The sequence below is a fragment of the Microcella flavibacter genome, assembly GCF_012530535.1.
GTDB classification, from domain to species: domain Bacteria; phylum Actinomycetota; class Actinomycetes; order Actinomycetales; family Microbacteriaceae; genus Microcella; species Microcella flavibacter.
In genome coordinates this window covers 1,345,622-1,363,919 of record NZ_CP051299.1, presented here as the reverse complement: position 1 = coordinate 1,363,919, position 18,298 = coordinate 1,345,622, and the positions used below count along the sequence as shown (strand labels likewise).

At 72.2% G+C, this 18,298-nt stretch carries 16 protein-coding genes; 7 read left to right on the top strand and 9 right to left on the bottom strand.

The genetic code is table 11. The annotated features are described in order from the left end of the window. Window positions 1-38: 38 nt before the first annotated feature. From HGB54_RS06430 to zapE, 7 genes are all read right to left on the bottom strand, one after another. On the bottom strand, window positions 39-440 hold the full coding sequence (locus tag HGB54_RS06430; protein WP_168915705.1) for a cation:proton antiporter: 402 nt from the start codon (window positions 438-440) through the stop codon (window positions 39-41). After that, window positions 437-703: a monovalent cation/H+ antiporter complex subunit F gene (locus tag HGB54_RS06425; protein ID WP_168915704.1), complete on the bottom strand. Its 267-nt coding sequence runs from the start codon at window positions 701-703 to the stop codon at window positions 437-439. Before HGB54_RS06425 ends, HGB54_RS06430 begins: the two co-directional genes overlap by 4 nt. Next, window positions 700-1,080 carry a Na+/H+ antiporter subunit E gene (locus HGB54_RS06420; protein WP_168915703.1) on the bottom strand — a complete coding sequence of 127 codons (381 nt, stop codon included), beginning with the start codon at window positions 1,078-1,080 and terminating at the stop codon, window positions 700-702. The genes HGB54_RS06425 and HGB54_RS06420 overlap by 4 nt, the downstream gene beginning before the upstream one ends. Then, the gene (locus HGB54_RS06415; protein ID WP_168915702.1) at window positions 1,077-2,705 is read right to left on the bottom strand and encodes a monovalent cation/H+ antiporter subunit D family protein; all 1,629 of its coding nucleotides are present in this window, start codon (window positions 2,703-2,705) and stop codon (window positions 1,077-1,079) included. Before HGB54_RS06415 ends, HGB54_RS06420 begins: the two co-directional genes overlap by 4 nt. Beyond that, window positions 2,702-3,049, bottom strand: coding sequence for a sodium:proton antiporter (locus HGB54_RS06410; RefSeq protein WP_168915701.1), 348 nt, complete (start codon window positions 3,047-3,049; stop codon window positions 2,702-2,704). The genes HGB54_RS06415 and HGB54_RS06410 overlap by 4 nt, the downstream gene beginning before the upstream one ends. After that, window positions 3,046-5,928 carry a DUF4040 family protein gene (locus HGB54_RS06405; RefSeq protein WP_228545707.1) on the bottom strand — a complete coding sequence of 961 codons (2,883 nt, stop codon included), beginning with the start codon at window positions 5,926-5,928 and terminating at the stop codon, window positions 3,046-3,048. Before HGB54_RS06405 ends, HGB54_RS06410 begins: the two co-directional genes overlap by 4 nt. A 192-nt stretch (window positions 5,929-6,120) precedes the next feature. Then, window positions 6,121-7,152 (bottom strand): cell division protein ZapE, encoded by a 1,032-nt coding sequence (gene zapE, locus HGB54_RS06400; RefSeq protein WP_228545706.1) that lies wholly within the window; start codon window positions 7,150-7,152, stop codon window positions 6,121-6,123. A gap of 162 nt (window positions 7,153-7,314) precedes the next feature. Between zapE and HGB54_RS06395 the strand changes: the two genes are divergently transcribed. The 3 genes from HGB54_RS06395 to HGB54_RS06385 are packed head-to-tail and all read left to right on the top strand — an operon-like array spanning window position 7,315 to window position 9,374. After that, complete coding sequence (locus HGB54_RS06395) at window positions 7,315-8,214, top strand: sulfurtransferase (protein ID WP_168915700.1); 900 nt, start codon at window positions 7,315-7,317, stop codon at window positions 8,212-8,214. A gap of 9 nt (window positions 8,215-8,223) precedes the next feature. After that, a complete protein-coding gene (locus tag HGB54_RS06390) occupies window positions 8,224-8,658 on the top strand; it encodes a SufE family protein (RefSeq protein WP_168915699.1) in 435 nt (144 codons plus the stop codon). Beyond that, entirely contained in the window at window positions 8,655-9,374 is a 720-nt protein-coding gene (locus HGB54_RS06385; protein WP_168915698.1) for a dihydrofolate reductase family protein, read from the top strand. Before HGB54_RS06390 ends, HGB54_RS06385 begins: the two co-directional genes overlap by 4 nt. On the opposite strand, the gene HGB54_RS06380 is transcribed toward HGB54_RS06385, so the two are convergent. After that, a complete protein-coding gene (locus tag HGB54_RS06380) occupies window positions 9,341-10,540 on the bottom strand; it encodes an alpha/beta hydrolase family protein (RefSeq protein ID WP_168915697.1) in 1,200 nt (399 codons plus the stop codon). The two genes, HGB54_RS06385 and HGB54_RS06380, sit on opposite strands and share 34 nt — an antisense overlap. 79 nt (window positions 10,541-10,619) lie before the next feature. On the opposite strand from HGB54_RS06380, the gene HGB54_RS06375 reads away from it, so the two are divergent. The 4 genes from HGB54_RS06375 to HGB54_RS06360 all read left to right on the top strand — a co-directional run bounded on the left by HGB54_RS06375 (window position 10,620) and on the right by HGB54_RS06360 (window position 16,092). After that, window positions 10,620-11,216, top strand: a complete 597-nt coding sequence (locus HGB54_RS06375; RefSeq protein ID WP_168915696.1) for a DUF3000 domain-containing protein — start codon at window positions 10,620-10,622, stop codon at window positions 11,214-11,216. Continuing rightward, window positions 11,209-12,657 (top strand): HRDC domain-containing protein, encoded by a 1,449-nt coding sequence (locus HGB54_RS06370; RefSeq protein ID WP_228545705.1) that lies wholly within the window; start codon window positions 11,209-11,211, stop codon window positions 12,655-12,657. The genes HGB54_RS06375 and HGB54_RS06370 overlap by 8 nt, the downstream gene beginning before the upstream one ends. 76 nt (window positions 12,658-12,733) lie before the next feature. Beyond that, the gene (locus HGB54_RS06365; protein ID WP_168915695.1) at window positions 12,734-13,930 is read left to right on the top strand and encodes a thiolase family protein; all 1,197 of its coding nucleotides are present in this window, start codon (window positions 12,734-12,736) and stop codon (window positions 13,928-13,930) included. Between the two features lie 2 nt (window positions 13,931-13,932). Continuing rightward, on the top strand, window positions 13,933-16,092 hold the full coding sequence (locus HGB54_RS06360; RefSeq protein WP_168915694.1) for a 3-hydroxyacyl-CoA dehydrogenase NAD-binding domain-containing protein: 2,160 nt from the start codon (window positions 13,933-13,935) through the stop codon (window positions 16,090-16,092). 91 nt (window positions 16,093-16,183) lie between these two features. On the opposite strand, the gene dxs is transcribed toward HGB54_RS06360, so the two are convergent. After that, window positions 16,184-18,157 (bottom strand): 1-deoxy-D-xylulose-5-phosphate synthase, encoded by a 1,974-nt coding sequence (gene dxs, locus HGB54_RS06355; RefSeq protein WP_168915693.1) that lies wholly within the window; start codon window positions 18,155-18,157, stop codon window positions 16,184-16,186. Between the last annotated feature and the right edge of the window lie 141 nt (window positions 18,158-18,298).

Here is an 18,298-nt window from a genome sequence, read left to right as displayed (position 1 = left end):
CCGATGTAAACATCGGGTTTCGCAGCGGTGCTCGGAGGCTATGCAGTCCCCCTGCGTCCTCCCCCGTCCGGCGTCCCGTCGGAGCGCGCGGCATCAGCGCGTGAGGCGGAATCGCGGAGCTCATCGGGCGAGGTGGTCGCGACAGGCTCGCTGCCCGTGAGGTAGCCCGCTCGCGCGAGCGCGAAGCTGCCGATCGCGCTCGTCAGCAGCTGCGCCACGATGGCGAGCAGCCCCTTGATGAGATTCAGGATGCTGAAATCGAGCACCACGACGCCGAGGATCAGCAGCGCGACCCCGAGTCCTGCCGCCGTCCCGATGGCGCTGGTCCTCGTGTAGAGGTCGGGCAGCCGGATGAGGCCGATGCCCGCGACGACGAGGACGAGCGCCCCGCTGATGAGGAGCGCGCTGCCGAGCACGGTCACGAGGAGCTCGCCGGTCATCGCTTGCCCCCTTGGAGCAGTCGCGCGAGCGAGAGGATCGAGAGGAACCCGAGCACTGCCGCCACGAGGATGATGTCGATCACCGCGCCGATCGCGAACTGCAGACCGAAGACGGCGACGACGCCGATGAAGGCGAAGAAGATCAGGTCGCCCGCCGCGGCGGAATCGCCGGCGGTCGGGCCCCGCACGATGCGGATCACGGCGAGCACGATGGTCAGCGCCAGGAGGGCGAGGACGATCGCGGCGACGGCGTCGGGGATCATGCGGCGTCCTTCCGTGCGGGCGCGGCGTCGGGTCGCCGTCGGACCCCGCGGATCAAGCGGTCCTGGGTCGTGCGCAGTCCGGCCCGCAGCTGCTCGGGATCGTCTCCCACGAACATCCCGTGCACGAACATCTCGTGCCGCTCGCGGTCGACCGCGATGACCAGAGTGTCGGGCGTGATCGTGACCAGGGCGATGAGCAGGGTGAGTTCAGCCTCGCTGAGCTCCGCCAGTGCGAAACGGACGATGCCCGGCTCCGGCTGGCGCCCGGGCGTGAGGATCAGGGCGCTCACCTGCAGGCTCGTCACGAGGAACTGACCGGTGAACCACCCGATGAAGGCGAGGCAGCGCAGCGGCAGGCTCCAACTGGAGTTCATCATCGCCCCATCACCGCCCTGACGTACCCGGCGGTGTCGAGCAGCGCGGCCCCTGCCCGCTCCGACATCGCGAGCAGCAGCTCGCCGCCGAGCCCGAGGCCGACCGAGACCGCGGCGAGGAGGAGGGCGGGCACGATGAGGGCGGTCGGGATGCGTGTGCCCCGGTGCTCGTGCGGATCCTCCTCCGTCGTGGTCGCCCGCTTCGGCGGCGCCAGGCGCTCGACGGCGTCCTCCGCCTCGGCGGCCACCGCCGCGCGATCGATCGGCTCGTCGTCGAACAGCCCGCGCTCGAGCCGCAGACGCGACTCGGCGGCGAGCAGCTCGACGTCGGCGTGGCGTTTGCCGTTGAAGACGTCCGCCCAGATCCGCATCATCGCCATGAGCGAGAGCAGGCTGACGAGCACGAGCAGTCCGGCGACGAGCACCCGACCGGCGTCGGCACTCGCGAGCACGAGGGCGTACTTCGCGATGAAGCCGGAGAACGGGGGCAGACCCGCGAGCGACAGCGCCGCGATGATGAACGCGACGGTGAGCAGCGGCTCGCGCGACCGCAGCCCGGAGACACGATCGAGGCGGCCCGTGCCGTACGTCTGCTCGATCGCGCTGGCGACGAGCAGCAACGAGCCCATGACGACCATGTGGTGCACCATGTAGGCGATCCCCGCCGTGAGGCCGAGCGGCGTGGAGAGCGTCACCCCGACGAGGATGAAGCCGATCCCGCTCACCATCTGGAAGAGCAGCATGGGTCGCACCTCGCGCTCGCCGAGGCCGGCCAGGGCTCCCACGACGAGGGTGATCGCCGCGAGGATCAGGATCGCGGACATCCACCGCTCGTCGCCCTCGAAGACGACCGAGACGATGCGGTAGATGATGTAGACCGCGACCTTGGTGTGCAGACCCGAGAAGAGTGCGGCGACGGCCGGGGACGCCGAGCGGTACGCGCGCGCGAGCCAGCCGTGCACGGGGAACACCGCGGCCTTCACGGCGATCGCCGAGAGGCACACCGCTGCCGCGATCGCGGTGACGGGGTCGTCGGCGGCTCCCGCGAGCTCGCCGAGATTGACCGTGCCCTCCACGGCGTAGATGAGTCCGACCCCGGTGAGGAAGAGCGTCGAGGCGAGCAGGTTCACCGTCACGTAGAGGCGCGAGCCGGCCATGTCGCCGCGGCGACTGAGGATGACGAGCAGTCCGTAGGACGGCAGCAGCATCACTTCGATGAAGACGAACAGGTTGAACAGATCGGCGGTCAGCAGGGCGCCTGCGACTCCGCCGATGAGGACGAGCACGAAGGAGGTGATCGAGGGGTCGCGCGCCTCGCGGCTGGCGACCAGGTACTGGTAGCTCACGACGGCCACGAGGAGCGCGATAGTGAGGATCAGGCTCGAGAAGGCGTCCGCGATGAACGGGATCGCCACCCCGCCGGGCCAGAGGGCGATCTGCTCGGCGACCACGGAGCCGTCGGCGGTCATCACCAGCAGCGCGATCGCGCCGCCGAGGAGGATCAGGAGCGTCGCCATCCCGATGCCCTGGCGCAGACGTTGGTGCCGCGTCACGACTAGCAGGATGCCGCCCAGCAGCAGCGGGGCCCCGACGAACATCGGCAGGAGGCTCTGCAGCGCGCCGGTCATCGCTCTGCCTCCGCGCCGCTCTCGACCGGCGACGACTCATCGGCCGCCTCGGTGTCATCATCGCGTCGCCCGATCACGGCGAAGGTCGCGAGGACGACGGTGATCGCGAAGGCGATGACGATGGCCGTGAGCACGAACGCCTGCGGCAGGGCGTCCGCGGCGCTGCTCGTGTCGCCGCCGAAGAAGGGCGCCTCGCGCCGGCCGACCCCGCCCGCCGCGATGATGAGCAGGTTGACGGCATGGGTGAGCAGGACGAAGCCCAGGATGATGCGGATCATGCCGCGCTGCAGTACGAGGAACACCCCGGCGGCGGTGAGGATGCCGATGCTGATGGCGAGACTCATGAGACCGCCTCCTTCCGGCTCGGGTCGGATGCGGGATCGACGGTGGGCTCGGCGCCCTCGATGACGTCGTCGCTCCCCCGCCGCTCGGTGACGCCGCCGAGCTCGTTGAGCACGGCGATGACGATGGCGATGACGGCGAAGTAGACGCCGAGGTCGAAGATCAGCGCGCTGGTGAAGCCGTACTCGCCGCCCCACGGCAGGGGGATGCCGAAGCGCACGGGCTTGAGGAACGAGCCGACGAGGTAGCCGCCGATGCCGCTCGCGACGCCGACGACGATGCCGGCGGCCAGCAGACCCCGGTACGGCCAGGTGATCGGTGCCCGGCGATCGGTGGCGGCGCCCAGGTAGGCCAGGGCGAATCCGGTGCCCCCGACGAGCGCGGCGATGAAGCCGCCGCCCGGTTCGTAGTGCCCGCGCAGCAGCAGGTACAGCGAGAGGAGGATGACCACGGGCGCGGCCCAGCGGGCGACGACCCGGATGGGCAGCGTGTTGTCAGTGCTGCGGGCGAGGGCGGTTCTCGACCAATGGGAGATGTCGGGTGTGCGCTCGGGCAGCAGCGGCCGGCGGGCGAGGACGCCCATGAGCACGATGCCGGTCACGGCGATGACGGTGAGCTCGCCGAGGGTGTCGAGCGCCCGGTAGTCCACGAGGATCGTGTTGACGACGTTCGAGCCGCCGGTGTCCTCGTAGGCCTCGTCGAGGAAGTACCGTCCCACCGCGGACAGCTCTCGCCGACCGGTGAAGAACAGCGTGGCGGCGGTCGCGGCCGCGCCCACGCCGACTGCCAGGGCGGCGCTCGCCAGCTGGCGGCTGCGCGCCACGCGGTGGAAGAGCGGCGGCAGGCGCCGGAGGATGAGGACGAGCGCGACGACCGTCAGCAGCTCGACGAGCAGCTGCGTGAGCCCGACGTCGATGGCGCCGAGGGCGAAGAACCAGAGGGCGACGACGAAGCCGGCGCCGCCGACGAGGATGAGCGCGGTCAGCCGCGATCGGGTGAGCACCGCCGGGACCACCGTCACGACCAGCAGCCCGAGCAGCAGCGCGTCCGTCCACGGCTCCCCCGGCTCGACGACCTCGCCCACCGCGGGCGACATCACGAGCGCGGCGCCGATGACGAGGGCGAGCAGCAGCCACGGCACGCCGAGGTGCAGCGGCTGAGCATCCGTGCGCGTCGCACCGCCGACCCGCCTGCCGAGGCGGATCGCGCCGGTGCGGATCCGCTCGACGACGTCGATGGCCGTGAACGGCAGGATGCGCGCCTCGAAGACCCGGTCGAGCCGTCGGCGCTGGCCGATCACGACGAGCCCGAGCACGATGATCGTGATCGACAGGGCGAGCTCGGGCGTGAACCCGCTGAAGATCGCGAAGCTCGCCTCGTAGGTCTCCCCCGCGGCGGCGCTGCCCGCGGCTCCGGTCAACGGCCGGAGCATCGCGACCGACGGGCCGAGGAGCAGGCCGAGGAGCGCGGGGACGACGGCCGGGATGAGGAACAGCGGTGAGGCCTCCGACACGATCTGGGGCATCCGGTGCGTGTCGAGGGCCTCGTCGATGCGGTCGGTGCCCCGGTAGTCGGTGAACCCGCCGAGGATGATGCGCCCCGTGTACGCGAAGGTCGCGGTCGCTCCGATCACGGCCGTGGTCGCGAGGAGCGCGCCCAGCCATTCCGGCCCGCCCGGCTCGAGCATGCCGCCGAGCAGGTACTCCTTCGAGACGAATCCGAGCAGCGGGAACACCCCGGCCATCGACAGCCCGGCGAGCACCGTGGCGACGAAGGTGCTCGGCAGCGCTCTCCTCAGTCCGCGGAGCAGCCGGATGTCGCGCGTGCCCGCCTGCCGGTCGACGATGCCGACGACCATGAAGAGCGATGCCTTGAAGAGCGCGTGCGCGAGCGTGTACAGCGCCGCGGTGGTCAGCGCGGAGGGCGTTCCGACGCCGATGAGCGCGACGATGAAGCCGAGCTGGCTCACCGTCGAGTACGCCATGATCTCCTTCAGATCGAAGCGCCGCAGGGCGAAGACCGCGCCCATGATCGCCGTGATGAGACCCGTCGTCACGAGGACCGACTGCCAGACGACGGTTCCGGCCAGCGCGGGCGAGAAGAGCATGAGCAGGTAGATGCCGGCCTTCACCATCGCCGCGGCGTGCAGGTAGGCGCTCACCGGGGTCGGTGCGACCATCGCGTCGGGCAGCCAGAGGTGGAACGGGAACTGCGCCGACTTCGTCATCGCGGCGAGGGCGACGAGCACGGCGACGCCGGCCGTGAAGCCCGCGTCGGTCTGCCACGCGGCGTCGCCCAGCGCGTCGCTGAGCACCGTCGTGCCCGTGCGCACGACGATCAGGACGACGGCGAAGAGGAGCGCGAGACCCCCGGTGGCCGTGATGAGCAGCGTTCGCACGGCCGGCGCGCTCGCCCGGTGGCCCGAGCGGTTGATGAGGGCGAAGGAGCACAGGGTCGTGAGCTCCCAGAAGACGAAGAGCAGCACGAGGTCATCTGCCAGGACGAGCCCGGTCATCGCGAACGCGAAGAGGAGCATCCACGCGAAGTAGCCCGTGTGGGCGTGCACCGAGCGCTCGGAGAGATACCGGGCGGAGTAGGCCATGACGAGCGCGCCGATGCCGAGCACGATGAGGAGGAACAGCGCGGCGAGCCCGTCGAGCCGCAGGCGGACGGCGATGTCGAGGGTGGGCATCCACGCGATCGTCTCGCGCACCGCCTCGCCTCCCGCGATCACGGGCGCGGCCTGGACGCCCACGAGCACGGCCAGAGCGGCCAGCGCGGCCGCGGCGATCCAGCCGGCGTCGCGCCCGATGAGACGGGTCGCCAGCATGGTGAGGCCGACCGTCGCGAGCGCGCCGCCGAGCAGCACGATAAGGCTCACGGCGCCGCCGTCGGTGCCGGGCGGGCGGTCGTCGGGCAGGGAGGGAGCATGGGGTCCTCTGGGGCGTGGCCGACGGGTTCCGCCGTCGACGGTGCGGATCCGCTCGGCTGCGCGCCGAGGGGCCGACCAGACTTCCCGGCGCTCCTGACTGGGAAGTCTACCGGTGCCGAGGGAGCATCCCCTGGACGCCGTTCAGGCCGTGGTGAGCGCGATCATGCGCGAGACGGCGCGCAGGTACTTCTTGCGGTAGCCGCCCGACAGCATGTCGTCGGTGAAGATGCCGTCGAGCGGCACGCCGGTCGTCGCGATGCGGATCTGCGCGTCGTAGAGCCGGTCGACGAGCGCCACGAGCCGCAGGGCGTCGGTCTGGTTGCGCAGCACCGTCACGTCGCGCAGCCCGATCGCCGTCAGCCCGTCGATGAGACCGATGTACCGGCTCGGGTGCACGGTCGAGAGGTGGTGCAGCACCGCGGCGAAGTCGTCGATGGTGGCGGTGCCGCGCGCGGTCTCCTCGCGCATCCGCTCCTCGAAGGCGGCCTCGTCGAGCGTGACCGCGTGCCCCTCGATGTCGCGCTTGCGGTAGTCGTCGCCGTCGATGCGGAGGATGTCGAAGCGGTCGGCGAGCGCGGTGATCTCGCGCAGGAAGTCCTGGGCCGCGAAGCGCCCCTCGCCGAGCGCGTGCGGCGGGGTGTTCGAGGTGGCGGCGATGCGCGTTCCGCCCGCCACCAGCTGACCGAGCAGGCGCGACATCACCATCGTGTCCCCCGGGTCGTCGAGCTCGAACTCGTCGATCGCGATGAGCCGCGCGCCCGACAGCGCCGCGACCGCCTGCGCGTAGCCGAGCGCGCCGACGAGCGCGGTGTACTCGATGAAGGTGCCGAAGTGCTTGCGGCCCGGGGTGCGGTGCCAGAGTGCGGCGAGCAGGTGGGTCTTGCCGACGCCGAAGCCGCCGTCGAGGTAGATGCCCGGCTTGTCGACCACCACCGGGGCCTTGCGGCGGAAGAGTCCGGCGAGCCCCGTGGCGGGCGCGTCCGGCACGCCGTCGGCGAACCGCCGCACCGCCTCGACCGCCTCCGACTGCGAGGGATGCGCGGGGTCGGGCACGTAGCTCTCGAGGCTGGCGGCCGCGAACTGCGGCGGCGGGGCCAGGTGCTCCAGCAGCTCGGCGGCGGCGAGCCCGGGATTGCGGTCGATGAGGCGCAGTGCGGTCGTCGCGGAATCCACCGGTGTCGAGCTCCTCGGGTGCGGCGCATCAGTGCCGGATCGTGGTCGGCGCCCAGCCGGAGTGCGTAGATTCGTCGGGCGCGGTCGCTCCCAGGATAACCGGGGGCCCGCCCCCGATCCCCCGCCGTCCGATCCGGACGCCGACGAGCCAGGAGAAGCGCCATGACGATCCCCGTCGACAGCACTGCGAAGTTCCAGCACTACGCCCACCCCGAGCGCCTCGTCTCGACCGAGTGGCTCGAGCAGCACCTCGGCGCCGAGGGCCTCGTCGTCGTCGAGTCCGACGAGGACGTGCTGCTGTACGAGGTGGGGCACATCCCCGGCGCGGTGAAGGTCGACTGGCACACCGAGCTCAACGACCCCGTCATGCGCGACTACATCGACGGCGCGCAGTTCTCCGCGCTCATGAGCGCGAAGGGCATCGCCCGCGACTCGACCGTCGTGATCTACGGCGACAAGAGCAACTGGTGGGCCGCGTACGCGCTGTGGGTCTTCACGCTCTTCGGGCACGAGGACGTGCGGCTGCTCGACGGCGGCCGCGACCGCTGGGTCGCCGAGGGCCGAGCGATCACGACCGACGCCCCGACGCCGACCCCGACCGACTACCCCGTCGTCGAGCGGCGCGATGAGAGCATCCGCGCCTTCAAGGAGGACGTGCTCGACCACCTCGGCAAGCCGCTCATCGACGTGCGCAGCCCCGAGGAGTACAGCGGTCAGCGGACGACCGCGCCCGCGTACCCCGAGGAGGGCGCCCTGCGCGCGGGCCACATCCCGACCGCGCGCAGCGTGCCGTGGAGCCGCGCCGCGAACGAGGACGGCACCTTCCGCCCGCTCGACGAGCTCTCCGCCATCTACCGCGACGAGGCCGGCGTCGGCGACGCGGACGACGTGATCGCCTACTGCCGCATCGGCGAGCGTTCGAGCCACACCTGGTTCGTGCTCACCCACCTGCTGGGCGTCGAGAAGGTGCGCAACTACGACGGCTCGTGGACGGAGTGGGGCAGCGCCGTGCGCGTGCCCATCACCACCGGCACCGAGCCCGGCGACGCGCCCGCTCGATAGCCTCGAGTCGTGACCGCCGACCTGCCCCCCGCCCTCGCCGAGACCCGCGAGGACTTTCTCGCGCTGACCGAGAAGGATCGCCTGCAGCTGCTGCTGGAGTTCTCGAACGAGCTGCCCAACCTGCCGGAGGAGTACCGGGACCGCCCCGAGCTGCTCGAGCGCGTCGAGGAGTGCCAGTCGCCGGTGTTCCTCTTCGTCGCCGTCAAGGGCGACGTCGTCGCGGTCCACGCGACCGCGCCGGCCGAATCCCCGACGACGCGGGGGTTCGCCTCGATCCTCGTGCAGGGGCTCTCCGGCCTCGACGCGGCGACCGTGCTCGCCGTGCCCGACGACTTCGCCTTCGATCTCGGGCTCACCACCGCCGTCAGCCCGCTGCGCTTGCGGGGCATGACCGGGATGCTCGGCCGCATCAAGCGCCAGGTGCGCGAGAAGACCGCCGCGTGATCCTGCGTCGGCTGCTGCCGGCACCGGGCGACGAGCTCGACGTCGCGGCGCCGGGTGCTCGGGATCGGCTGCTCGAGTGGTACGCGCCGGAGGGCGCGGAGGGCATCCGGTGCAACCTCGTCGTCACCATCGACGGGCGGGCGGCCGGCGGCGACGGCCTCTCGGACTCGCTCAGCAGCCGCACCGACCGCATGATCCTCGGCGTCATCCGCGAGAGCGCCGACGCGGTGCTCGTCGGTGCCGGCACCGTGCGCGCCGAGGGCTACCGTCTGCCGTCGAGGGCGCCTCTCGCGATCGTCTCGGCGAGCGGTCGTCTCGACGGGCACCGTCTCGCGCCGCGCGAGGGCGCGCCCCCGGTCGTCGTGCTGACGACCGCCGCCGGGGCGGAGCGGGTCGCGGCCTCTCTCGGCGTCCTCCCTCACCGTGCGGTCGTCGTCGCCGAGCACTCCTTCTCGATCAGCGAGGCGGTCGATGCGCTGCGCGGTCTCGGCCTGCGCTCGCTCGTCGCGGAGGGCGGCCCCTCGGTCATCCGCTCGCTCCTCGAGGCGGACCTCCTCGACGAGCTGTGCCTCACCACCGCCCCGCGGCTGGGCGGCCGCGCGCTGCCCCTCCTGGGCGAGGGGGATGCTCCGCTCACGACCTGGCAGCGCACCCAGCTGCTCGTCGACGCCGAGGGGCTCTCCTACGCGCGCTGGTCGCGAGCCGTCCCCGCCTGAGCCCGGGCCCGGAGCCACCGCTCGATGACCGCCTCCCAGCGCACGGGGTCGACGTTCCACAGCTTGGTGTGCCGGGCGACGGCGAACCGCTCGAGCGTCACGATGTCGGGTCGGGCCGCCGCCAGCGCGAGCGAGGCGCCGGGCGGCACGTAGCCGTCGTCGTCGCTGTGCAGCAGCAGCAGCGGCACCGTCAGCTCGTCGGCGCGGGCGACGAGGTCGAGCTCGGCCAGGTCGATGGGCGCCCCGATGCCGAGCAGCGGACGAGCGCCCGCGGAGCCGAGCACGCCGAGGGCGACCTCGCCGACCGGCCTCGGCAGCCCGGAGAGCGCCGCGTGGAACCGCAGCACCGTCCGCCAGTCGACGACGGGCGACTCGAGCACGGCGCCGACGACGTGATGGGCGAGCGGGGATCGGGTGAGGAACTGCAGGGTGATGGCCCCGCCCATCGACCACCCCATGACGACGATGCGCGCGGCGCCGCGCCGCAGAGCCTCGGCGACCGCCGATTCCAGGTCGCGCCACTCCTCGAGCCCGAGGGCGTAGCGGCCGTCGGCGCTCGGCGGGGCGAGACCGTCGTTGCGGTAGCTGATGAGCAGGCTCGAGAAGCCGGCGCGGCGGAACACCGGCAGTGCGCGCAGCCCCTCTGCGCGGGTGACGCCCCGGCCGTGCACCTGCACGACCCAGTCGGTCGAGGGCCCGCTCGCCGGGTGCACGACCCAGGCGGGGGCCGGCCCGAGCTCGGTCGCGACGGCGACCTCCTCGGCGTCGAGCCCGAGGTCGGCCGGGTTCAGATGGAACCAGGCGCCCCAGCGGCCCCGCCGGGCCTCCTGGATGCGACCGCTCTGCACGCTCTCGAGCACCCGGGTGACGGTCGTCGGCGTGGTGGTCAGGATGCGCCCGACGCGCGCGTGCCCCGCCCCGCCGGCGAACCAGAGCCCGTAGCGGCCCGGAACGGCGGTGTCGGGCGTACGGCCGAGGCGGATCCACCGCGCATCCAGGTCGACGCCGTGGATCGCGACGTCCTCCTCGCGCCGCACGGCTGGCGTGACGACGCGACGCGCCATGCCGACCGCGACCGCGGCGGTCGCCGACATCGCGGCGACGGCTGCGCCGACCACGATCGCGCCGAGGAGGATGCCGGCGCGGGAGCCGGGCGACGGGCTCATCGGGCGCGCGGCAGCGCGCGTCGCGGCGGTCCGGCGAGTCTCACGCGACGAACCTAGCAACTGCTCCTAGTCTGCACACGTGCCCGCCTCCCCCGTCGCCACCGAACCCGCGGCCGTCTTCGCGGCCCTCGTCGCCTCGCTCGACGCCGCGGTGCTGCGTGAGGAGCTCGTCGTCTCGAGGATCCCGGCGCCGACGGGGCTCGCCCCCTACGCGCACGCGCTCGCGGCCGACGTGAACCCGGCGCGGCACGCCGACGACGCCGATCTCGGCACCGGCCGGCTGATCCTGCTGTTCGACCCCGAGGCGCCCGAGGGATGGGGAGGGACGACGCGCATCATCTGCCTCGTCCAGGCCCCGCTCGAGAACGACATCGGCCTCGATCCCTTCGTGGCCGACGTCGCGTGGGCGTGGCTCACCGACGCCCTCGCGGCCCGCGGCGCCGGTCACACGGCGGCCAGCGGCACGGCCACGCGCATCCTCTCCACCGGTTACGGCGAGCTCGCCGCGCAGGGCAGCGGGGCGCAGATCGAGCTGCGCGCCTCGTGGACCCCGCTCGACGACGATCTCGCCGCGCACGTCGAGGGCTGGGCCGAGCTGCTGTGCATGGTCGCCGGCTACCCGCCCACTCCCGAGGGCGTCGTCGCCCTCCCCCGACGACGGAGCCCCCGTGCCTGACTCCATCCCCGATCCCTTCGCCGTGCCCGAGTCGGTGCGTGCCCGCATGCCCGGTCGGCGCGCATCGAGTGGAGCGGCGGCGCCCTCGGAGCCCCCCTCGACGCCGACGGCGCCCTCCGTCCCGACCCCCGACGCGACCGATCCGAAGCCCGCCGCGTCGGCCCCCGTCGTGCCGGCACCGGTCGCGGACGAGCCGCCCGCCGCGGTCGAGCCCGAGCGCCCGCCGCTGCCGACCGCGGTGCCCGCGCAGGCGCCCGTCGTCATCGAGACGCGGGAGGACTACCTCGCGGCCGTCGACGCGCTGCGGGCGGGCCATGGGCCCGTGGCGGTGGATGCGGAGCGCGCGAGCGGCTTCCGCTACTCCCAGCGGGCCTACCTCATCCAGGTCTTCCGCCGCGGCTCCGGCACCTTCATGTTCGATCCCCCCGCCGTCGGCGACTTCTCCGAGCTCCAGCAGGCGATCGGCGACGAGGAGTGGGTGCTGCACGCGGCCAGCCAGGACCTCCCCTGCCTCCGTGAGCTCGAGCTCGAGCCCCGCAGGCTCTTCGACACCGAGCTCGGAGCGCGGCTCGCGGGCCTCCCCCGCGTGGGCCTCGGCGCCGTCGTGGAGGAGACCCTCGGCCTCCACCTCGCCAAGGAGCACTCGGCCGCGGACTGGTCGACGCGCCCGCTGCCGGCCTCCTGGCTCACCTACGCCGCGCTCGACGTCGAGCTGCTCGTCGACGTGCGCGACGTCATCGCCGCGCGGCTCGAGGCCGCGGGCAAGGCGGAGCTCGCCGCCGAGGAGTTCGCCGCCGTGCTCGCGAAGGTCGCGCCCGAGCCGAAGGCCGAGCCCTGGCGCCGCCTCTCCGGCCTGCACACCGTCCGCGGGCAGCGCGCGCTCGCCGTCGCCCGCGAGCTCTGGCTCGCCCGCGACGCCTACGCGCGCGAGATCGACAGTGCCCCCGGTCGGCTGCTGCCCGACGCCTCGCTCATCGTCGCCGTCCGCTCCGCGGTCGGCAGCAAGCGGGAGCTCGCGGCGCTGCAAGGCTTCCACGGTCGGGCGAGCCGCTCGCAGCTCGACCGCTGGTGGGCCGCCATCGAGGCGGGGCGCACGACGGACGATCTGCCCGTGCTGCGATCCGGTGAGGAGAGCATCCCGCCGCCGCGCTCGTGGGCCGATCGCAACCCCGAGGCCGACCGTCGGCTCAAGGCCGCGAAGCCCGCCGTGGCCGCCGTCGGCGAGGAGCGGGACATCCCGCTCGAGAACCTGCTGACACCCGATCATCTGCGGCGGCTCGCGTGGAATCCGCCGGCTCGCGTCGACGCCGAGTCGATCGGCGAGGCCCTCGCCGCTCTCGGAGCGCGCTCGTGGCAGATTGACGCAACAGCACAGGTGATCGCCCGTGCCTTTGTCGATGCGGGCCAAGCGCCCGCCGAGGCCGCCGAGACCCCTTCGTAGGGTTGAGCACACGATCCCGGCCGCGCGCCGGGGGGCTCCTAGGCTGGCGGGCGTTGTCCGAACAGAGGGAGGCACTGTGGCCGATCGAGCCGAAGTCGTATTCGTGGACGGGGTTCGCACCCCGTTCGGACGTGCGGGCGAGAAGGGGATGTACTGGGGCACCCGCGCCGATGATCTGATCGTCAAGGCGATGATCGGGCTGCTGGAGCGCAACCCCTCCCTGCCGAAGGATCGCATCGACGATGTCGCCATCGCTGCGACCACCCAGCAGGGCGACCAGGGCCTCACGCTCGGCCGCACCGCCGCGATCCTCGCGGGCCTGCCGATGTCGGTGCCCGGCTACGCGATCGACCGCATGTGCGCGGGCGCCATGACCGCGACCACCACCGTCGCCGGCGCCATCGCCTTCGGCGCGTACGACGTGGCGATCGCCGGCGGCGTCGAGCACATGGGCCGCCACCCGATGGGTCTGGACGCCGACCCGAACCCGCGGTTCCTGGCCGAGAAGCTCGTGAGCGGCGACGCCCTCAACATGGGCATGACCGCCGAGCGCCTGCACGACCGGTTCCCCCAGCTCACCAAGGAGCGCTCCGACCGCTTCGGCATGCGCAGCCAGCAGAAGGTCGCCGCCGCGTACGAGGCGGGCAAGATCCAGCCCGACCTCGTGCCCGTCGCCCTCCGCAGCGAGCAGGGATACGGACTCGCGACGCAGGACGAGGGTCTGCGCCCCGGCACCACGATGGAGGGCCTCGCGACGCTCAAGACGCCGTTCCGCCCTCACGGCCGCGTGACGGCGGGCAACGCCTCGCCCCTCACCGACGGCGCCACCGTGAGCCTGCTCGCGAGCAACGATGCGGCGAAGGAGCTCGGCCTGGGCGTCAAGATGCGCATGGTCAGCTTCGCCTTCGCGGGCGTCGCCCCGGAGGTCATGGGCATCGGTCCCATCCCCTCGACCGAGAAGGCGCTGCGCAAGGCGGGCCTCACGATCGACGACATCGGGCTCTTCGAGCTCAACGAGGCCTTCGCCGTGCAGGTGCTGAGCCTGCTCGACCACTTCGGCATCGACGACGACGACCCCCGGGTCAACCCCTGGGGCGGCGCGATCGCCGTGGGGCACCCCCTCGCGAGCTCCGGCGTGCGCCTCATGATCCAGCTCGCGCGCCACTTCGAGGAGCGCCCCGACGTGCGCTACGGCCTCACGGCCATGTGCGTCGGCCTCGGCCAGGGCGGCAGCGTCATCTGGGAGAACCCGCACTACAAGGGAAAGAAGTGACCATGGCCAGCGCCATCAGCCAGTACTCCGTCGGCCAGTTCGACAGCCTCCTCGCCCTCAGCGACGACGAGGTCGTGACGCACTCCTTCCTGCGCGACGTGCCGCTGCCGAGCGGCGGCGTGCTCGCGCTCGTCACGCTCGACAACGGCCGCGACCACACGCGCCCCAGCACGCTCGGCCCCCAGGGGCTGCTCGAGTTCGCGCGGGTGATGGACGACCAGGCCGCCCGGGCCGCGCGCGGCGAGATCGCCGCCGTGGCGGTGACCGGCAAGCCGTTCATCCTCGCTGCGGGCGCCGACCTCTCGAAGGTCGGCGACATCCCCAGCCGGGAGGCCGGCGTCGCCATGGCGCAGCTCGGGCACTACGCCCTCGGCAAGCTGGGCGAGCTCGGCGTGCCCTCCTTCGTCTTCATCAACGGGCTCGCGCTCGGCGGCGGCGTCGAGGTCGCTCTCAACGCGGACTACCGCACGATCGACCGCAACGCGGCCGGCATCGCACTGCCCGAGGTGTTCCTCGGCATCATCCCCGGCTGGGGCGGCGCCTGGCTGCTGCCCAACCTGATCGGCATCGAGAACGCCCTCAAGGTCGTGGTCGAGAACCCGCTCAAGAACAACCGGATGCTCAAGGCGCCCCAGGCGTTCGAGCTCGGGATGGCGGATGCCATGTTCGACTCCGCCAGCTTCCTCGAGGACTCGATCCGTTGGGCCGACGGCGTCATCGCCGGACGCACCAAGGTCAAGCGCGCGAACGAGCCCGGCAAGATCGAGCGCGCCGTGAAGTGGGACGCCGCGATCGGCATCGCCCGGAAGATGCTCGAGAAGCGCATCGGCACGGTCGCGAAGAGCCCGTACGTCGCGCTCGACCTGCTCAAGGCAGCGAAGTCCAGCACCAAGGCGCAGGGTTTCGCCGCCGAGGACGAGGCGCTCGGCGAGCTCATCTCGGGTGACCAGTTCCGAGCATCCATCTACGCCTTCAATCTGGTGCAGAAGCGGGCGAAGCGCCCGGCCGGCGCCCCGGACAAGGCGCTCGCGAAGCCCGTGACGAAGGTCGGCGTGCTCGGCGCCGGACTCATGGCCAGCCAGTTCGCGCTGCTCTTCCTGCGCCGCCTGCAGGTGCCGGTGATCATCACCGACCTCGATCAGGCGCGCGTCGACAAGGGTCTCGCCTACATCCACGGCGAGCTCGACGAGCTGCAGCAGAAGGGCCGTCTCGACCCCGACGAGGCGAACCGCCTGCGCGCGCTCGTCTCGGGCACGGTCGACAAGGCCGACTTCGCCGACTGCGACTGGGTGATCGAGGCCGTCTTCGAGGAGCTGTCGATCAAGCAGCAGGTCTTCGCCGAGATCGAGCAGCACGTCTCGCCCGAGGCCGTGCTCGCCACGAACACGTCCTCCCTGTCGGTCAAGCAGATCGGCGCGACGCTGCAGCACCCCGAGCGCGTCGTTGGGTTCCACTTCTTCAACCCCGTCGCCGTCATGCCGCTCATCGAGGTCGTCAACGCGCCCGCCACGGACGACGCGACGCTCGCCACGGCGATGGGCGTGGCGCAGAAGCTGCGGAAGAACGCGGTCATCACCGCTGACACCCCCGGCTTCGTCGTGAACCGGATCCTCGCGAAGCTGCTCGGCGAGGCGATGCACGCGGTCGAGAACGGCACCCCCTTCGAGGACGTCGTCGCCGCGCAGCGCCACTTCGGCCTGCCGATGGACCCGTTCGTGCTGCTCGACCTCGTCGGCCTCAAGGTCGGCGCGCACGTGCTCGACACGCACCACGCGGCCTTCCCCGAGCGGTTCTTCCCCTCGGCGGCGCTGCACGAGCTGGCCGAGGCCGGCGTGCTGCTGGAGAAGGACGGCAAGGGCAACCCGACCGGCATCGACAAGAAGGCCGTGAAGATCGTAGCGAAGCACCGTCCCGAGAGCTCTCGCCCGTCGACGGTCGCGGAGCTGACGGCCCGCCTCGAGGACGGCCTCGCCGACGAGATCCACCGGATGCTCGACTCGGGCGTCGTGAGCGCGGCCGAGGACATCGACCTGTGCATGATCCTCGGCGCCGGCTGGCCCTTCCAGATGGGCGGTGTGACGCCGTTCCTCGATCGGGTCGGGGCGTCGGAGCGCGTGTTCGGGGCGACCTTCCACGACCCGCGCATCCAGGGCGTCGGCTGACCGGACGCCTGCTTCATTTCGACGGCCCCCGTCCCCGCTCGCGCGGGGCGGGGGCCGTCGGCCGTTCAGAGCGACATCGGGGTCGCGGCGATCAGCGCTGCTGCTCGTCCCGATCGTGCTCGGCCGCGGCGGACTCGTCGTCGAACTCGTCCGATCCGTCGTGGGGCAGCGGCCGGGCGACGGGGATGCGGCGCCCGAGCACCTGGGCGACGAGGTCTCGGGCGATCGCCTGGGGCGTCAGCCCGACCTCCTCGAGGATCTCGTCGCGCGAGGCGTGATGGAGGAACTCGTCCGGGAGGCCGAGCTCGTCGACGGCCGTGTCGACGCCCGCCGCCCGCAGATCCTGGCGGATGCGGGTACCGATGCCGCCGACCCGGATGCCGTCCTCGATGCTGACGACGATGCGGTGGTCGCGGGCGAGGTCGATGATGCTGGCGGGGACGGGCACGACCCATCGGGGGTCGACGACGGTCGCGCCGATCCCCTGTGCGGCGAGGCGGTCGGCGACGTCGAGCCCGAGCTTCGCCATGGGGCCGACGGTGACGATGAGGACGTCCTTGTGCGGCGCCTCGCGGAGCACGTCGACGCCGTCGGACGTGCGCCGGACGGCGTCGAACTCGGTGCCGACGGAGCCCTTCGAGAAGCGCAGCACGGTGGGAGCATCCTGCACCGCGACGGCCTCGGCGAGCTCCTCGCGGAGGCGGGTGGCGTCGCGCGGCGCCGCGAGGCGGATGCCCGGGACCACCTGCAGGATCGCGAGATCCCAGATGCCGTGGTGGCTCGGCCCGTCGGGGCCGGTCACGCCCGCGCGGTCGAGCACGAAGGTGACGCCGGCCTTGTGCAGCGCGACGTCCATGAGCACCTGGTCGAAGGCGCGGTTGATGAAGGTCGCGTAGACGGCGACGACGGGGTGCATGCCGCCGAAGGCGAGCCCCGCCGCCGAGGTCACGGCGTGCTGCTCGGCGATGCCGACGTCGAGCACGCGACCGGGATCCTTCTCCGCGAGCTTGTGCAGACCGGTGGGTCGCAGCATGGCCGCGGTGATCCCGACGATGCGCTCGTCGCGGTCGGCGAGGGCGACGAGCTCCTCCGAGAACACGCTCGTCCACGAGGGGCGGGTGGAGGTCTCGACCGACTCGCCCGTCTCGGGGTCGATCTGCCCGACCGCGTGGAACTGGTCGGCGACGTCGGCGAGGGCGGGCTCGTAGCCGCGGCCCTTCTGCGTGATGGTGTGCACGATGACCGGGGCGCCGTACTCCTTGGCCTGCCGCAGCGCGCGCTCCATGTCGCGGAGGTCGTGGCCGTCGACCGGCCCGATGTACTTGATGTCGAGGTTCGAGTAGAGCGCCTCGTTGTTGCTGAAGCGGGAGAGGAAGCCGTGCAGGCCGCCCCGCACGCCGCGGTAGAGCGCGCGGCCGGGGGCGCCGAGGTGCCCGAAGAAGGTCTCGGTCGAGCTGCGGAAGCGCCGGTACGAGCGCCGCGTGCGCACGTCGGAGAGGAAGCGCGCCATGCCGCCGATGGTGGGGGCGTAGGAGCGCCCGTTGTCGTTGACGATGAGGACGAGGTTGCGGCTGTTGTCGTCGCTGATGTTGTTCAGCGCCTCCCACGTCATGCCGCCGGTGAGCGCCCCGTCGCCCACGACCGCGACGACGTGCCGATCGGCCTGGCCCGTCATCGTGAAGGCGCGCGAGATGCCGTCGGCCCAGCTGAGCGAGCTCGAGGCGTGAGAGCTCTCGACGATGTCGTGCGGGCTCTCCGATCGCTGCGGGTAGCCGGCGAGGCCGCCCTTCTGGCGGAGCCGAGAGAAGTCCTTGCGCCCGGTGAGCAGCTTGTGCACGTACGACTGGTGCCCGGTGTCCCAGACGATCGCGTCCCGGGGCGAGTCGAACACCCGATGGATCGCGAGCGTGGTCTCGACCACGCCGAGGTTCGGGCCGAGGTGGCCGCCGGTCTTGGAGACCTCGGCGACCAGGAAGCGGCGGATCTCCGCGGCGAGCTCGACCATCTCCTCATCGCTGAGGCGATCGAGATCGCGAGGTCCGTCGATGCTGTCGAGCAGTGCCATTCCCGCACTCTACGCCAGAGCGACTGCCGGATCCCGGGTGCCCCGCCGCCTGCTCGCTGGATGTTTCCGGTGCGTGGCCTGAACGCGACGGCACGCTGATGCCGCGCCGTCGGCGGGAACGCCGGAGGGCCCGATCGATCG